This window comes from Nocardia sp. CA-120079 (genome assembly GCF_050955745.1).
GTDB lineage: Bacteria > Actinomycetota > Actinomycetes > Mycobacteriales > Mycobacteriaceae > Nocardia.
Genome location: NZ_CP192088.1, coordinates 3,040,698 through 3,055,863, shown reverse-complemented (window position 1 = coordinate 3,055,863; position 15,166 = coordinate 3,040,698). Strand labels below are relative to the sequence as shown.

Sequence of the window (15,166 nt, the reverse complement as noted above, 5' to 3'; positions counted from 1 at the left end):
GTCATTCCTCGATATGGATGGCGCGCGCGGGGCAAGCGTCGGCGGCCTGATGGACGGCGTCGGCCTGCTCCGGCGCAGGACGTTCATTCAGCAGGACGACGACGCCGTCCTCGTCGCGTTGGTCGAACACCTCGCCGGCGTACACCGCGCACTGACCGTTCGCGAGGCATTTGTCTTGGTCGACAATCACTTTCATCGAACGTCCTTGACCTGGCTCTTCATGCCCGCGACGGTGCCGCCGTCGACCGGCAGGATCGTGCCCGTCACATACGCCGACCGGTCGCTGCCGAAATACAGTGCGGCCTCGGCGACATCGCGAGCTTCGCCGTCTCGTCGCAGCGGTTTGTTATTTCGCATGATCTCGCGGGCGGCGCCGACAAACCTTTCGGCGTCCTGCGCACTCATGTTCGCGACGGCCGACGCGAGCAGGGAGGTCGGAATGTTTCCGGGTGCGATGCAGTTGATTCGGATATCGAAGGCGGCGAATTCCATCGCGGCAGATTTGGTGAAATGTATTACCGCCGCTTTGGATGCGCGATACGACATCACGCTGGCACCGGCCTGAATTCCGCCGATCGACGACAGATTGATGATCGAGCCGCCGCCGTTGGCAACCATGTGGCGGGCCGCTTCCCGCGTTCCCGCCATCACACCGAGCAGGTTGACACCGAGCACCTGATGGAAATCGGCGAGGTCATCGTCGAGGAATCCGGCATGCATCGCACCGGAGATGCCCGCGTTGTTGACCATGATGTCGAGACCACCGAACCGTTCGACAGCGGTGGCGACCAGCTGGGTGACCTGCTCGGGATCCGAGACATCGGTCTTGGTGAAGATGACGTCCGCGCCGAGGCGTTCCGCCAACTGTTCCCCGCGATCGGAGTCCCGGTCGGCAAGGACGACCCGAGCGCCTTCGGCCGCGAACCGCTCGACAATGGCCTCGCCGATTCCCGCCGCGCCGCCGGTAACGACGGCGACTTTGCCGGTTAATTCATGCACCACAGCGTTTATGCCTTTCATCGACGGCCGAATGAGCATCGGCGACCCGCCACTCGGCGTGCGATACGAAAAATCTTGGACGACAACGGATCCCGTGCAGACCGGCGAGTTTCACCGGGCGCTGCGCTCTGGGCCGATGCTATTGACCGCGGGAATTTCGCGGGTCGCCGTCTCACTCAGTAGAAAACCGAGTTACCGACCCGTAGCGCGGCGATCAGCAGCTGGCCGGAGCGCCGCCCTGCAACTTCAGCAGACCGCAGTAGGTCGCCGCGGCGACCTTCCACTTCCCGTCCACGCTGATGGCCTTCCCCGCTTGATTCGGCAGGGCCGGGTTGCCGTTGATCAGGACGGTGTAGGTGACCGATGCATGCGTGCTGTCGTCGAGCTTCACATTGGACACCGTCGCCGTGGAACCGGCGGCCATCGGACTGCTCGCCTGCGCCGCGAGCACCGGGGCGAATGTCGAACCATTCTCCACGAGAACGGCTTTCGTGTCGGCGGGGGTCTTGCCGTCGAAGAATGCGACGAAGGCGTCGGTGATTTCCTTGACCGCCGGGTCGTTCGAATCGGCCTGCACGGAAGTTGCCTGTGCCGAGGCGGCGCTCGTCGCCGTCGTAGTGGCGCTGGCGGAGTCGTCGTTCGAGCTGGAACAACCGATGACGGTTGCCGAGACCACTGCCATGGCCCCAGCGGTGGCCAGTACCCGGCGAACGAACAGATGAGTCATGGTGCTTCCTTGTAAAGGGGGTGTGTTGGAGGACACATGAAAGCCCTCGATGACGCATCGCGTATCCGTTGTTCCGCTCAGCGGGCAAAGCGTGCTCGTGGCTCATCGGTGCGACAGCGCTGAGTGCGACAACCACTACCGCCGCGCCCCGGTCACGACCGCATCACCGAAGGTCGCCGCACGGATATACCCGAGTTTCCGGTGAGTAGGACGAACACGCAGACGACGAATGCGACCTCATATCGTCCGCCGCCAAGAGCACCTCATGTGACTCCCATCTCATCGTTTCTCCCCCTGGAGCGCTCCATGTCCGCTACCACCACTCCTCCACCGGATGAAGTCGACGTCGCCGTCGACACCGGCAGGCTCGAAAACGCCTCGCGACTTCGCATCTACTCGGTGCTCGCGCTCATCGTGCTGATGACCGAGGTCGTCCCCGTGCAGTACACGATGATCACTCCGGCGCTGCACGATATGAGCGCCACCTTCCCCGACGTCGGGGCCAACATCAACTGGGTTGTCATCTTGATCGGCCTGGTCGGCGCCTCCGCGACACCGCTGCTCGGCAAAATGAGCGACATCTGGGGCAAGAAACTGCTGTTCGTGGCATGCGGCGTGCTGTTCGTCGTCGGCTCGTTGATCGACGCGGTCACAAGCAACTGGACGTTGTTCCTGATCGGACGTGGTCTGCAGGCGTTCGCCGTCGCTACCCAATTCATTGCCTTCGGCCTGATCCGGGATCTGATGCCGCGGCGGTTCGTGGCGACCGCGCTCGGCTTCGTCGGCGCCGGGATCGGTATCGCCGCTGCGATAGCGCCGGTGCTCGGTGGTGTGCTCCTCGACCACTTCACCTGGCGGTCGTTGTTCTGGAGTCTCGGCGTTTTCACCGCGGTAATGACGCTGCTCGTCGTGCTCGTGGTCCCGGAATCGAAGCTGCGGGTACGCGATCGGATCGACCCCTTCGGCGCGGTGCTGCTGTCCGTCGGTACGCTGCTGGTTCTGCTCTACCTCGACAATGGCCAGAGCTGGGGCTGGGGCCGCGCGACCAGCATCGCCTGGCTGGTCGGCGGACTCGTGCTGCTGGCATTGTTCTTCGTGGTGGAAACACGAGTGAGCCGCCCGATAATCGACATGCGACTGCTGTTGAACCCCAAGGTCAGCATGGTGCTGCTGATGTCGTTCTTCGGTGTCGGCATCATCGCGATACAGCCGTTGACGCTGGCGTACATGACCCAGACCCCGAATGCCGACGGGCTGCGGGACCAGGTCGCACAGGGTGTCGTGGCCAAAGCCCATGAGATGACCGGGGCCACGCTGCCGGTCGACATGGTGAAGGTGGTCCTCGATCCAAGCTACAGCTACGGCAACGGCTTCAGCATGTTGCAGTACGCGCTGCACGTCGGACTCTGGGCCGGGCTCGTCGCGGTCATCGCCGGTCCCCTCGGCGGCTGGCTGGCGCACCGATACGGCGCGCGTATACCAGCGATCGTGGGCTTCGCCGTCAACGTGGTCGCGGGCGTTGGCTACATACTGGTCGACTACAGCTGGGCCACCTATTCGGTGTTCTATGCGCTGTCCGGCATCGGGTTCGGCTTCTTCTACGCCGCCGTGGCCAATCTCGTCGTCGACGCGGTACCGCAGGAACAGCAGGGCATCAGTACCGGCATGCTCGGTGTCACCATCAACCTCGGCACGGCGGTCTCCCTCGCCGTGGTCACCGCCTTGCTCAACAACAACCCGATCAAGGCGAACATCGACGTCATGGGCAACCACGCCGTCCAGCCGATACCGCAGGTGTTCGCCGACAGCGGCTACACCCAGACTTTCTGGCTCGCGCTGGGCACCGCTGTGATCGCACTGGTCCTAGCGGTGATCCTGCGGCACGGCCGCGCAGCGGCGCGTGGCGGCGCCGACCACGCGGAGTAACCCACTCCCGCAACACAATCCCCCGCCGACGGCCGTCACCCATCGTGCCCACGTCTGGTCGGCGGACTCGACCTCCCGCGGATGTCATCAACCCCCTGCACCCACCGACATCCGCGGGAGGTCCCCCCGAACCTCCGCGCACGAAATCCACTGCCTCCCCCCTCTCGACATCCCGCGAGATTCGCCGGCGAAGTCCCTCGAAATCCCGCGCACGAAATCTACTGCCGCGCAACGACATTTCCGCTCTCGACACCGGCACGGGATTCGCCGCGGCGAAGTCCCCCACTCCCACGCGCGAGATCCACTGCCGCGCGCACCGGTATTACCACTCTCGACATCCCGCGAGATTCGCCGCGGGAGATCCGCCGAAGCCCCGCGCGAAATCCACTGCCGCGGGCCGGTATTCCTTTGCTCTCAACATCCCCGCGGGATCCGAATCCCGCGGTCTGGAGGTCGATCAATCTATGTCCGCATTCACGCGCCGGTCGTTTCTCGGTAGCACCGCCGGTGCCGCAATCGCATTGGCGGGTACGGGAATCGCCGCCGGTAGCAGCGGTATCGCGACAAAGATGAGGACGGTCCCGCTCGTTCGCGAAGACCATCGGGTCATCGTGATCGGGACCGGATTCGGCGGCGGCGTCACCGCGCTGCGCCTAGCCCAGGCCGGAGTACCGGTGTTGATGCTGGAGCGCGGATTACGCTGGCCGACCGGTCCGAACGCGGAGACGTTCCCGCATGCCACGTCTCCGGATAAGCGCATTCTCTGGTACGAGTCCGCGCCGGAGCTGTTCGGTAAGCCCGTGGCCTTCGACCCCTACGCCGGACTGCTCGAGACAGTGTCGGGCGACAACATGACAGCACTGTGCGCGGCCGGTGTCGGCGGCGGATCGCTTGTGTACCAAGGCATGTCGCTGCAGCCCTCGCAGGCTGCGTTCGCCACGCAGTTCCCGGACGGCCTGGATTGGCCGACGATGAACCGGGTCCACTATCCGCGCGTCGCGCAGATGCTGCAGCTCGCGGTCGCCCCGGACGAGCTGATCGCCAGTCCGAACTATCAGGCCGTCCGCGTCTTCGAACAGCACGTACGCAAGGCCGGTTTGCCGGTGTCGAAGATTCCGATGCCGATCGACTGGAATTTCGCGCTCGCCGAACTCCGTGGCGAGATGAAACCTTCGTATACAAATGGCGACGGTGCGCTCGGAGTCAACAACGGCGGAAAACACTCCGTCGACGTCACCTATATCGCCGCGGCGGAGGCCACCGGTCGAGTACAGGTGGAGGTACTCCACCATGTCACCGCGGTCGAGCGCGCCAAGGACGGACGGTGGACCGTGTACGTCGACCGGACCGACTCCTCCGGCGAAGTGCTGGAGAACAAGATCCTCACCGCGGGCACGCTGGTCATGGCCGCCGGAAGCCTCAACACCACCAAACTGCTGGTGCGGGCCAAGGCGAAGGGAAGTATCCCGGATCTGCCGGACGGGCTCGGTACCGGTTGGGGCACCAATGCCGACCGCATCTACACCTGGACCTGCCTCGACAGCGACCTCGGCTACCCACAGGGCGGACCCGTCGTCTACGGCAGCCTGAACTGGGACGATCCCGCGAAGGCGGCCACTGTCATCCAGGCATCGATCCCGCCGGCGGGCATAGACGCGCGCACCACCATGCTGGTCGGCTACGGCGTCAGCAATGCCCGTGGACGCTTCGTATACGACTCGGGCAAGGACGAGGCCGTGCTGCGCTGGCCCAAGGACGGCGACGCGACGATCCAGAACGGCACCATCGGTCCAGTGGTGCAGAAGATCGCCGGTCCCGCAAGCGTTCTCGGCGATACGAACCTCGCGGCCCCTTCCACCTGGCACCCGCTCGGCGGTGCGAATATGGGCCTGGTCTGCGATCTGGAAGGCCGCGTGCACGGGCAGCGTGGGCTCTATGTGCTCGACGGTGCGCTGATCCCGGGTAACAGCGCGGCCTGCAATCCATCGATGACGATCGCCGCCGTCGCCGAACGCGCACTCGACAAGCTCGTGGCACAAGACGTCGGTTCGATCATCTGACCACCCGGCGGGGTCGCCCCCTCAGAGGGCGACCCCCTAGTGCGCGCGCCCGTTGCGAGCCGACGAGAAGGCGTCGAATCCTTCGTCGAGCAACTGCGCCAGATCGAGTTCGCCATTGGATGCCGACCAGCGCTCGACGGCGATATTCAGACAACTCGTCGCGGCGGCGACCTTGATCTCCACCGAGATCGGGACCGGCCCCGACACGCCTGCCCGCTCGGCCAGCGCCGCGGTGAGAGCGGGTCGCCAACTGTGCTGTTTCTCCAGCTGCCGCCCGGACAACTCGGGGGTGTCGAAGATGAGTCGCGTCATGGCGAGCGCGGCGACCGGGTCCTGCAGATAGAACTCGATGACCCCGCCCAATGCGCGGCGCAGCGCCGTCCAGTCGTCCTCTTCGGCGGGCCGGGCGCGTAGCGCGTCCGCGAAATGGTCGGCGTGCGCGTCGAACGCGCTCAGCACCGCTTCCTCCTTGCTGCCGAAGTAGCGCAGGAGAGTGCTGCGCGATACCCCGGCAGCAGCGGCCATGTCATCGACGGTGACGTTGTGGAACCCCCGCTCACGGGTCAGCTCATAGGCGACCTGTGCGAGGTCGGCTCGCACTGCGGCGCGGGCGATCATTCTCGTGCGCTTGGTTCCGCTCATGGGCATGACGCTACCCTTTGCAATTTCGTGACATAACTGACCACTGAGCGCTAATCTGACACTCAGTCTCACTAATGAGGCTACGTCTCTGCTCGCGCGGGTGCGCGGAACTGCCAAGAAAGCAAGGTGTCAACGTGTCGGATTTCTTCGTCGTATCGGGCGATACACACATCATCGAGCCGGTCGACCTGTACAAAACCCGGCTGCCCAAACATCTTCGGGACCGCGCCCTCTGGGAGGAGGAGTTCACCCTCGACGAGCCGATCGTGGCGGGCGGGCACACCGAGTTCAAGAAGCTGCACACGGTCGGGTTCGACGGTTGGACCATCTCCAAGTACCGGCAGCTCGGCGGGCGGACACCGGACGGCGAGCCGGAGAACATCATCCGGGATATGGATCTCGACGGCGTCGACGCCTCGGTGATGTTCCCGAACCTGTCGCTGTTCGTCCTGTTCACCGACGACCACGAACTGTCGATGGCGCACGCGCGCGCGTGGAACGACTATGTCGTCGAACGGTATCTCCCGTACAAGGATCGGATGCGCCCCACGGCGGCGATCCCGCTCACCGACATCCCGGACGCGGTCGCCGAGATCGAGCGATGTGCGCGCATGGGGTTGGGCGCACTACTACTGCCGGAAATCCCGCCACTGCCCTACTGGTCGCGGGAGTACGACCCGGTGTGGGCAGCCGCGCAGGCGCACGGGTTGCCGGTGTTCTTCCATGTCGCCACCGGTGGGGTGATGGTCAAGGAATCGGTGTCCGAAACGGCGACCACCGTCAAGGGCCTGATGACGGCCATGAACATGGGCAAGGGACAGCTGACCGACGATATGGTCGCGGGCCGCACCATGGGCGGCGGGAACACCGCATCGGCCAGCCCGCAGGCGATCATCGCATCGCTCATCGGCGGCGGTGTGTGTGAACGATTCCCCGACCTGCACTTCAACCTCACCGAGTTCGGTGCGGGCTGGCTGGTCTCGTTCATGGGCATGATGGACAAATCCTGGCGGACCGGCATCGGCCAGGACGCCGATTGGTGGCTCGGATTCTGGGACGACACTCGCCCGCCGAACGACCAGCCGACCATGGGAAGGCTGTTCGCCATCAACGGGAAATGGCCCTACCCGCTCTCGCCCAGCGAATACCTGCAGCGTCAGATCCATGTGCAGTTCGCGGACGACCCGATAGCCGTCAAGGCCCGCCACATCACCGGTATGTCGACCGTCATCTGGGGCAACGACTACCCACACGCGGAAGGCACCTTCCGCAGCAGCAAGGAGTGCATCGACTTCAACTTCGCCGGGGTTCCCGACGACGAGCGGGCGATCATCCTCGGCGGCACTCTGGCCGATGTCGTGGGCTTCGACAAGAGCGTGAAGAAGGCGCCGGTCAACGTCGCCTGACTGGTCAGCGCCCCCGCCACCGCGGTGGGCGCTTTTCCAGGAATGCGGCAACCCCTTCTTTCAAGTCTTCGCTGCGCATTACCCGCGCTACGGCTTCGGCGGTTGCGTCCCAACCCTCGGCATCGGACGCCGCGTGCTGAGACGCGATCGCCGCCAGTGTCGCCCCGACCGCCACGGGTGACGAGGCGCAAATGTCATCGGCGAATTCCAGTGCCGCATCGAGTGCGTGGCCCGCTTCGGCAACGCGATTCACCAGCCCGAGTTGGTGAGCGCGTTCGGCGTCGAATACGGCGCCGGTGATCAATAACTCCTTGGCGATGTGCACCGGCAGGGCGCGCAGCGTGCGGAACAGCGCGCCCGAGGAGGCGACCACACCGCGCCGCGTCTCCGGAAGTGCGAAACGGGCTGTGCGCGAAGCGACTACGAGATCGCAGGCGAGGACGATCTCGAGACCACCACCGAAGGCAGGCCCCTCGACGGCCGCGATCAGCGGTTTCGCCCGCCGGCGGCGAATGACGCCGTACTCCCCGCCCCGTTCGGTGCCGCCGCCCGCACCGTCCCTGAGATCGGTGCCCGCCGAGAACACCGATGCGGTCCCCGTCAGCACGCCGACCCAGAGCGTCGGATCGTCCTCGAGCAGGTTCAGCGCCGCGTCGATGCCCTCGGCGACCGCTCGATTGATCGCATTGCGTTTCTCCTCGCGGTCGATCCGAACCACGAGTACCCGGCCGCGTCGTTCCTGGTGGACGGTCATCTGATCGACATGTGCACGGGGATCGCTGCGGCCGAGCCAGTCGCGCGTTTCATACCAAAATCCTATCGCCAATCTCTATAATGAGGGCACCTTTAGGTCAATTCTGCCAGCAAACTACCGAACTTCTTGTAATTAGTACACGCTATTAGCTACCGTGGCCGAAGTCGGCGGCATACCGAGCGCTCGAGTGCCGTGATGACCGAGCCGACCGAGGAGCAGCGTGGCGATCATGCCGATCGGGTGGGGCACGGTGTCCTTCCACGACACGGCGGCGGCGTGCTGAGCGCCGAATGCCGGTGCACCTCAGCGAGTTTGCGCAAGGACCGGTCGTGACGGACCTGATTCGCGGGACCAGGCTGCCGGAGCGCACCTCGCGGCCGGTGACCGACGTCGTCCGCTGCGGATCCCTGTTTCTCCTGGATTGTGAGGACCAATGACAAGCGCTACCACCACCGAAGGCCCACTCGCCGGACTCGTCGTCGTCGACCTCTCGACGACGCTGCCGGGTGCACAGTCCACGCAGTTTCTCGCCGACGCGGGAGCCGACGTCATCCTGGTGGAGCCGGTCGGCGGCAGTCCGCTGCGGCGGGATCCGGGCTGGCCGGGCCTGCTGCGTGGAAAGCGCGGTGTCACACTCGATCTCGGCAGTGAGATGGGCCGCAGCACACTGAGCGGGCTGTTACGCAAGGCCGATGTGCTGGTCAGCACCATGCGACCGGCGGCGGCGCAGCGATTGGGTTTGACGCCCGAGCAATTGGCCGAGCGGTATCCGCGGCTGGTCGCGGCGATGATCACCGGCTGGGGATCGCGCGGCCCGTGGGCGCACTACAAGGGCTATGCGGGCCTGATCATGGCCAAGACCGGAGTTTTCCACTCCAAACGCCAGCTCACCATGGGCCCGGATCCGGCGTTCGTCTCGGCGCCGTACGCATCGTTCGGCGCGGCCCAGGCGGCGGTCCACGGCATTCTCGCGGCCCTGATCGAGCGCGATCACAGCGGACTCGGCCAGGTCGTCGAGTCGAATCTGGTGACGGGCGTGGGGGCGCACGATCCGTACAACTGGTTCTTCGAAATGATCCTGCACCGCTACCCGGATGCCTTCGAACCGCTCGTCGCCGCATTCGACGACCGGGGGCGACCACAATCGCGGCTGATGTACGCCCTACTCAGCGCCGTGACGAAGGACGGCACCTGGCTGCAGTTCGCGCAGACCTCGCCGCGGCTGACGCAGGCGTTCCTGGAAGAGCTGGGCCTGTGGGCCGAGCTGGCCGACCCCAGATGGGAAGGCTTCCCGACCATGCCCGATCCGAACCTGCGGTTCGAGTGGTGGAACAAGATGCTGTCGAAGGTCGAGGAACGCACCCTGGACGAGTGGCGGCCGGTGTTCGAGACGACGATGGATGTATTCGGCGAACAGTTCCGCACCCCCGCCGAAGCACTCGCCCATCCCCAACTGGTGCACGAGGGCCGCGTGGTCACCGTCGCGGATCCGCAGCTCGGTCCGGTCCGGCAGCCGTCCTCGCTGGTGCATGCGAACGGTCGCGCGCTCACCGAGATCCGACGCGCACCGCGGCTCGGCGAGTACGACCAGGAAATTCAGCAGTTCGCCGATGAGGAGGCGGAGCCGCCGACCGCAGTCGGCGCGGGCGAGGCTCGCCGCTATCCGCTCGAGGGGGTGACCGTGCTGGAACTGGGCTCGATGTACGCCGGACCGTACGGCGCGACACTGCTCACCGACCTCGGTGCGCGCGTGATCAAAATCGAGCCGCTCGACGGCGATTTGATCCGGTGGCTGATGGCCTTTCCCGAGGCCGGTGGCGCGAAGGTCCTACAGGGGAAGGAAAGCATCGCCATCGATCTCGGTTCCGAGGCGGGCCGGGAGGTGGTGCGGGACTTGGTCAAGGGATGCGATGCGGTACCGTCGACGCGGAGTTCCGCGGACTCGGCCCGCTCTATCGGATGTACGCCGCAGCCGACGGCTGGGTATTCCTCGCCGCTCCGGCCGAGCACGAGTGGGCGCCACTGGTCGAGACGCTCGGCCACGGAGAACTCGCCGACGAACAGTTCGCGACAGCGCAAGCGCGAACACCCAATAGCGAGGCGCTCGCGGCGGCACTCACCGAAATCTTCGCTGCGCGAACCAAAAACGAGTGGGAAACCTATCTCACGGCACGCGACGTCGGCTGCGTCGCGGTCGCCCAGGAGTCGGCCGAGTGGCAGATGCAGACCGACGAGTTCTACAACGCGGGCTACGCCGTGGACGCGGTCAGCCCGATATTCGACGAACATCGGCGGCTGGCACCGCTCAACCGGTTCTCGCGATCGTCGGTCAAGGCCGACGCGGGCTGCACCATCGGCGAGCACACCGATGCGCTACTGCGTGCGGTCGGGTACGACGACGCGCGCATCGCAGACCTGCGCGATAAACAGATCGTGGGTTGAAACGCTCACGTCGCGGCCCGTGCCTCCGGCTCCAGGAGCGCACGGGTCGACGGCGAGAGAGGCGCGGTCAGCATGCCGACCCAGCCGTCGACGTAATTGTTGAGTTGCGCCTCACTGATCCGCTGTCGGCTGCGTGCGTGCTCGCCGAGCAGGTTGAGCACGCTGTTGTAGAGCTGCACCCGCCGACCGCGCTGCGCCCGATCGGGCATGCCGCCGAGTGCGGCGGGTACCAATTCCTCGAGCACGTCGACCGTGGTGTCCTTGATATGTCCCGGCCAGTATTCGGCGTGCGCGCGGGGATTCTCGCTCAGCCTGGCCAGGAACGGCACGAACATCTCACCGGCTCGAATGCTCTCGACCAGCGGCCGGACGATCACCCAAACCGCCGTGCGTGGATCGTCGGATGATCCGTCGGCACGTGCCTGCTCCACCAATGCGGCCCTGCGTGCATCGATGGTCTGGTATCGGAACGTGATCAGCGCCCGGACCAGCCCGGCCTTCGAGCCGAAGTGGTACGTGATGACCGACGAATTCGACTGACCGGCTTCGAGCTGGATCTCGCGCAGCGTCACGCCCTGCACCCCACGCACGGCGAAGAGTCGCTCGGCCGTCGTCATCAGCAATTCGCGAGTCGCCTCGCCTGTGGTGTGCCGTCGTCTGCTGCCAGCGGTCTCTGCGCCTGTTGACATGGGTCCCCATTCTCGTCGGGCTGCCGGCCGATGCCCATGTTCGCCGAAGCCCCGTTTACTGCGCAAACCCAATTTCTAATGACAAACCATTAGAAATTGACGTAGCATCCGATTCGAGACCTACCTGCCGCGGTGCCCGCGGCCCGAGCTGCAGAGGATCCTCATGCCGAAGATCTGGACCAATTCCGGCGACTCCCACTTCCTCGAACCGACCGATCTCTGGGAATCGCGACTGCCCGAGCGGCTCGCGCAACTGACGCCGAAGTCCGAGCGAGATCCCGACGGCCAGTACGAGACAGTGCACGTGGACGGACAGTCGTTCCGACGCAAACTGCCGAGCTCGGTGGCCGTGGAGTTCCTCGAGGCGAGTCGCAAGGCGCAGGGCATCCGCGATGCGCGAGCGCGTCTGCGGGATCTGGACCAGGAAGGCGTCTGGGGAGAGGTGATCTTTCCTTCGCTGGGGATGTGGGCATCGACCTTCCGGACTCCCGAACTGCTCCGGGCCTGCATGCGGGCCAGCAACGAATGGGCGCTCGCGGAGATCACCGCGGTATCGGACCGCTATGTCGTGACCGCTCAGGTACCGACGCTGGTGGTCGAGGACGCGATCGCCGAACTGGAATGGGCGGCAGAGCAAGGCTTTCGAGCGGTATTCCTGCCGACCACCCCGCATGCCAGCGCACCCGACTGGCACCGATCGGATTGGGAACCGTTCTGGGATGCGGCCGAACGCGCGCGCATGGTGCTCGCCTTCCACATCGGTACGGATCCGGTGGATATGACCAGCGGCGGCGCGGGCGTGGTCTACCGCGGCCCGGGCGGCGCGGTTCTGAACTACGCCGAATCGACCTTCTCCGGTCAGCGCGCCGCCATGAAAATGGTCGCGTCCGGCGCGCTGGATCGCCATCCCGATCTGAAGGTGCTGATCTCCGAGGGCGGCGCCACCTGGATCCCGTTCCTCGGTGATCGGATGCTCGAGGGCTACCGCCAGCATCACATGGCGGTGCGGCCGAAGCTCACACGCGATCCGAAGCAGACCTTGATGACACAGGTCTACGCCTCGTTCCAGCACGATGAGACCGCAGTCGCCGCATATGAAGCGATGGGCTATCGAAACGTGATGTTCGGTTCGGACTACCCGCATATGGAAGGCACCTTCGGCCACACCCAGGACACGCTGAAGTCGCTGTTCGACGGTGTCTCGGACGAGGTCCGGCTGCGGATAACGCAGGGCGCGTTCTTCGAGTTGTTCCCCCATGTTCCGCCGATTCCAGCCGACGAGGTCTGAGCCGATGGCAAGCGATACCGGATTGCGTGACGTCGCGATCGTCGGCGTGGGAGCCACGCCCTACTACCGGCGGGGTGAATCCGCGGGCAAGAGCATCGTCCAGCTCGCGGGCGAAGCCATCCTTGCCGCTTGTGCGGATGCCGGGCTGTCGGTGCGGGATATCGATGGTTTCGCGTACTACTCGGGCGCGGGCGCCGGATACGGCGACAAGATGGAGTCCGTCGACTTCATGGAGACCCTCGGCATTCCCGAAATCCGTTTCTCGGCGTCGCTGACATCCGGTGGCGGTGGGTCCGCCGGAGCGATCGGCCTGGCCCGGGCGGCCATCGTGGCCGGTGACGCTTCGGTCGTGGTCACTGTCATGGCGTTGCAGCAGCAGAAGCAACGCCTCGGCACCGTGATAGCGGCCAAGCCGGTCAGCCCGGTCGGGTCCTTCCTGCAGCCTGCCGGGCTGGCCGGTCCGGGCCACCTGATATCGGTGCTGGCCCGGCGCCATATGCACCAGTACGGCACCGCCAGGGACGCTTTCGCCGAAATCGCGATATCGACCAGGCAGAACGCGCTGAATCGACCCAAGGCGATGAAGCGGACGCCACTGACCAAGGAGCAATACTTCAGCGGGCGCATGATCGCCGAACCGCTGTGTGTGTACGACTTCTGTCTGGAGACCGAGGGCGCGGTCGCGGTGATCACCACCTCGATCGATCGCGCTCGCGATCTGCGCCGGCAGCCGGTGCCCGTGGTAGCCGTCGCGCACGGCGGCACCAGGGATTGGGGGCGCGCGTTCTCGTGGTTCGGGATGCCGGAAGAAAGCTTCGTCTCGTCCGGACATAAACCGATCGCCGGGCGGCTGTACAAGCAGGCGGGCATCACAGCGCAGGACATCGATGTGGCACTCATCTACGACCACTTCACCCCGATGGTGCTGATGCAGTTGGAGGATTACGGCTTCTGCGAGAAGGGCGAGGGCGGGCCGTTCATCGAGAGTGGCGCGATTCGGTACACCGCACGCAGAAGACCGGGAACCATCCCGGTGAACCCGCACGGTGGACAGCTCTCCGAGGCCTACATCATCGGCATGACCCAGATCGTCGAGGGCGTCGAGCAGCTGCGCGGCAGCGCGATCAACCAGGTGGCCGACGCCGAATTCGCGCTCTGCACCGGCGGGCCCGCCAGCCTGCCGGTCAGCGGTCTGATCCTGGGGCGTGACCGATGAAGGCCGCGCGCCTGGCCACAGCGCTTCCGTCGGACTTCGTCGCGATCACCACCGACTCGGTGACCGAGCCGTTCTGGCAGGCGGCGAAGCAGCGGCGGCTGGTCGCACCGCAGTGCGCCGACTGCGCGACATTTCGGCTACCGCCGACGCCGTTCTGCCCGGAATGCCTGTCCACCGCGGTGGACTGGCCCGAATTATCCGGCCGCGCAATCGTTTACAGCTTCGCCGTGGTGCACGGCTTCCCCGGATTGCCGGACGTGACCCTGGTCCCGGCCGTTGTGGACTTGCCCGATGCCCCCGGTGCCCGCTTGGTCACGAACATCATCGATATCGAACCCGAGCAGGTGCGGATCGGCATGGAGCTGACCGTCGACTTCCATCCGATCAGCGACGGCTGGCTCCTGCCGATATTCCGGAAAGCCGAGGAGTGAGCAATGGACAACGAATACGAAAGCGCGCTCGAAGAGAAGCCGCTCGAATTCCTGACCAGCATCGCGAACAGCGGCGGGGCCTGCGATGGCCAGGCAATCGTCCCCGACGGTGCGTACTACCGGTGCTGGTGCTCCTGCGGCGAATGGACGATCCGTGCGCCGTCCCAGTGGGAAGGCCTGCGTCTCGCCCGGGCTCACACCGCAAGCACGCCGAGCTGACCAGCGGCACTCACGAACAGCCAGAAATATGGAGGTGCAATGGCATCGGACAACAAGGTCGCATTCATCACCGGTATCGCCCGCGGGCAGGGACGCGCGCAGCGGTGAAGCTCGCGTCCAAGGGCATGGTTTCCGGCATGACGCAGAACCCGGTCATGGCGGCGCTGCACGCGCAGGCGGCCGACGGTGACAAGAACACGATCAGCCAGATGCAGAACGCCCTGCCGATCGACATCCTGCAGGCCGAGGACATCGCCAACGCCGTCGCATGGCTGGTGTCCGACGAGGCGGCCTACCTGACCGGAGTCCAGCTGCCGCTCGACGCCGGATTCACCATTCGCTGAACTTCACCCATCACGGAGGTATG

At 65.4% G+C, this 15,166-nt stretch carries 16 protein-coding genes and 1 pseudogene; 11 read left to right on the top strand and 6 right to left on the bottom strand.

Going from position 1 to position 15,166, the window contains the following annotated elements; all coding sequences use genetic code 11:
• Position 1: 1 nt before the first annotated feature.
• The 3 genes from ACQPYR_RS13835 to ACQPYR_RS13825 form a co-directional block, all read right to left on the bottom strand.
• Positions 2–196 carry a ferredoxin gene (locus ACQPYR_RS13835; protein WP_433632049.1) on the bottom strand — a complete coding sequence of 65 codons (195 nt, stop codon included), beginning with the start codon at positions 194–196 and terminating at the stop codon, positions 2–4.
• The gene (locus tag ACQPYR_RS13830; protein ID WP_433632047.1) at positions 193–1,002 is read right to left on the bottom strand and encodes an SDR family NAD(P)-dependent oxidoreductase; all 810 of its coding nucleotides are present in this window, start codon (positions 1,000–1,002) and stop codon (positions 193–195) included. Before ACQPYR_RS13830 ends, ACQPYR_RS13835 begins: the two co-directional genes overlap by 4 nt.
• Positions 1,003–1,213: 211 nt before the next feature.
• Entirely contained in the window at positions 1,214–1,726 is a 513-nt protein-coding gene (locus ACQPYR_RS13825) for a hypothetical protein (RefSeq protein WP_433632044.1), read from the bottom strand.
• 306 nt (positions 1,727–2,032) lie between these two features.
• Between ACQPYR_RS13825 and ACQPYR_RS13820 the strand changes: the two genes are divergently transcribed.
• Positions 2,033–3,652 (top strand): MFS transporter, encoded by a 1,620-nt coding sequence (locus ACQPYR_RS13820; protein ID WP_433632041.1) that lies wholly within the window; start codon positions 2,033–2,035, stop codon positions 3,650–3,652.
• 464 nt (positions 3,653–4,116) lie between these two features.
• Positions 4,117–5,712, top strand: coding sequence for a GMC oxidoreductase (locus ACQPYR_RS13815; RefSeq protein WP_433632038.1), 1,596 nt, complete (start codon positions 4,117–4,119; stop codon positions 5,710–5,712).
• A 36-nt stretch (positions 5,713–5,748) separates the two neighbouring features.
• Here ACQPYR_RS13815 and ACQPYR_RS13810 read toward each other — a convergent pair whose 3' ends face one another.
• The gene (locus tag ACQPYR_RS13810) at positions 5,749–6,354 is read right to left on the bottom strand and encodes a TetR family transcriptional regulator (RefSeq protein ID WP_433632035.1); all 606 of its coding nucleotides are present in this window, start codon (positions 6,352–6,354) and stop codon (positions 5,749–5,751) included.
• A 134-nt stretch (positions 6,355–6,488) separates the two neighbouring features.
• Between ACQPYR_RS13810 and ACQPYR_RS13805 the strand changes: the two genes are divergently transcribed.
• The gene (locus tag ACQPYR_RS13805) at positions 6,489–7,760 is read left to right on the top strand and encodes an amidohydrolase family protein (protein WP_433632032.1); all 1,272 of its coding nucleotides are present in this window, start codon (positions 6,489–6,491) and stop codon (positions 7,758–7,760) included.
• Between the two features lie 4 nt (positions 7,761–7,764).
• Here the strand turns inward: ACQPYR_RS13805 and ACQPYR_RS13800 are convergent, their stop codons facing one another.
• On the bottom strand, positions 7,765–8,514 hold the full coding sequence (locus tag ACQPYR_RS13800; RefSeq protein ID WP_433632029.1) for an enoyl-CoA hydratase-related protein: 750 nt from the start codon (positions 8,512–8,514) through the stop codon (positions 7,765–7,767).
• A gap of 195 nt (positions 8,515–8,709) precedes the next feature.
• Between ACQPYR_RS13800 and ACQPYR_RS13795 the strand changes: the two genes are divergently transcribed.
• The 3 genes and pseudogenes from ACQPYR_RS13795 to ACQPYR_RS13785 all read left to right on the top strand — a co-directional run bounded on the left by ACQPYR_RS13795 (position 8,710) and on the right by ACQPYR_RS13785 (position 10,956).
• Positions 8,710–8,847 (top strand): hypothetical protein, encoded by a 138-nt coding sequence (locus ACQPYR_RS13795; protein ID WP_433632027.1) that lies wholly within the window; start codon positions 8,710–8,712, stop codon positions 8,845–8,847.
• A 100-nt stretch (positions 8,848–8,947) separates the two neighbouring features.
• Positions 8,948–10,372: pseudogene (locus tag ACQPYR_RS13790) on the top strand (CoA transferase); the annotation flags it as partial.
• Between the two features lie 47 nt (positions 10,373–10,419).
• Complete coding sequence (locus ACQPYR_RS13785) at positions 10,420–10,956, top strand: CoA transferase (RefSeq protein WP_433635125.1); 537 nt, start codon at positions 10,420–10,422, stop codon at positions 10,954–10,956.
• A gap of 5 nt (positions 10,957–10,961) precedes the next feature.
• Here the strand turns inward: ACQPYR_RS13785 and ACQPYR_RS13780 are convergent, their stop codons facing one another.
• Positions 10,962–11,645 carry a TetR/AcrR family transcriptional regulator gene (locus ACQPYR_RS13780; protein WP_433632024.1) on the bottom strand — a complete coding sequence of 228 codons (684 nt, stop codon included), beginning with the start codon at positions 11,643–11,645 and terminating at the stop codon, positions 10,962–10,964.
• A 163-nt stretch (positions 11,646–11,808) separates the two neighbouring features.
• Between ACQPYR_RS13780 and ACQPYR_RS13775 the strand changes: the two genes are divergently transcribed.
• From ACQPYR_RS13775 to ACQPYR_RS13755, 5 genes are all read left to right on the top strand, one after another.
• Complete coding sequence (locus ACQPYR_RS13775) at positions 11,809–12,933, top strand: amidohydrolase family protein (protein ID WP_433632021.1); 1,125 nt, start codon at positions 11,809–11,811, stop codon at positions 12,931–12,933.
• Between the two features lie 4 nt (positions 12,934–12,937).
• The gene (locus tag ACQPYR_RS13770; RefSeq protein ID WP_433632018.1) at positions 12,938–14,149 is read left to right on the top strand and encodes a thiolase C-terminal domain-containing protein; all 1,212 of its coding nucleotides are present in this window, start codon (positions 12,938–12,940) and stop codon (positions 14,147–14,149) included.
• Positions 14,146–14,580: a Zn-ribbon domain-containing OB-fold protein gene (locus ACQPYR_RS13765; protein WP_433632016.1), complete on the top strand. Its 435-nt coding sequence runs from the start codon at positions 14,146–14,148 to the stop codon at positions 14,578–14,580. The genes ACQPYR_RS13770 and ACQPYR_RS13765 overlap by 4 nt, the downstream gene beginning before the upstream one ends.
• Positions 14,581–14,583: 3 nt before the next feature.
• Positions 14,584–14,799 (top strand): hypothetical protein, encoded by a 216-nt coding sequence (locus ACQPYR_RS13760; RefSeq protein ID WP_433632013.1) that lies wholly within the window; start codon positions 14,584–14,586, stop codon positions 14,797–14,799.
• Between the two features lie 137 nt (positions 14,800–14,936).
• A complete protein-coding gene (locus ACQPYR_RS13755) occupies positions 14,937–15,143 on the top strand; it encodes an SDR family oxidoreductase (RefSeq protein WP_433632011.1) in 207 nt (68 codons plus the stop codon).
• Positions 15,144–15,166: the final 23 nt, after the last annotated feature.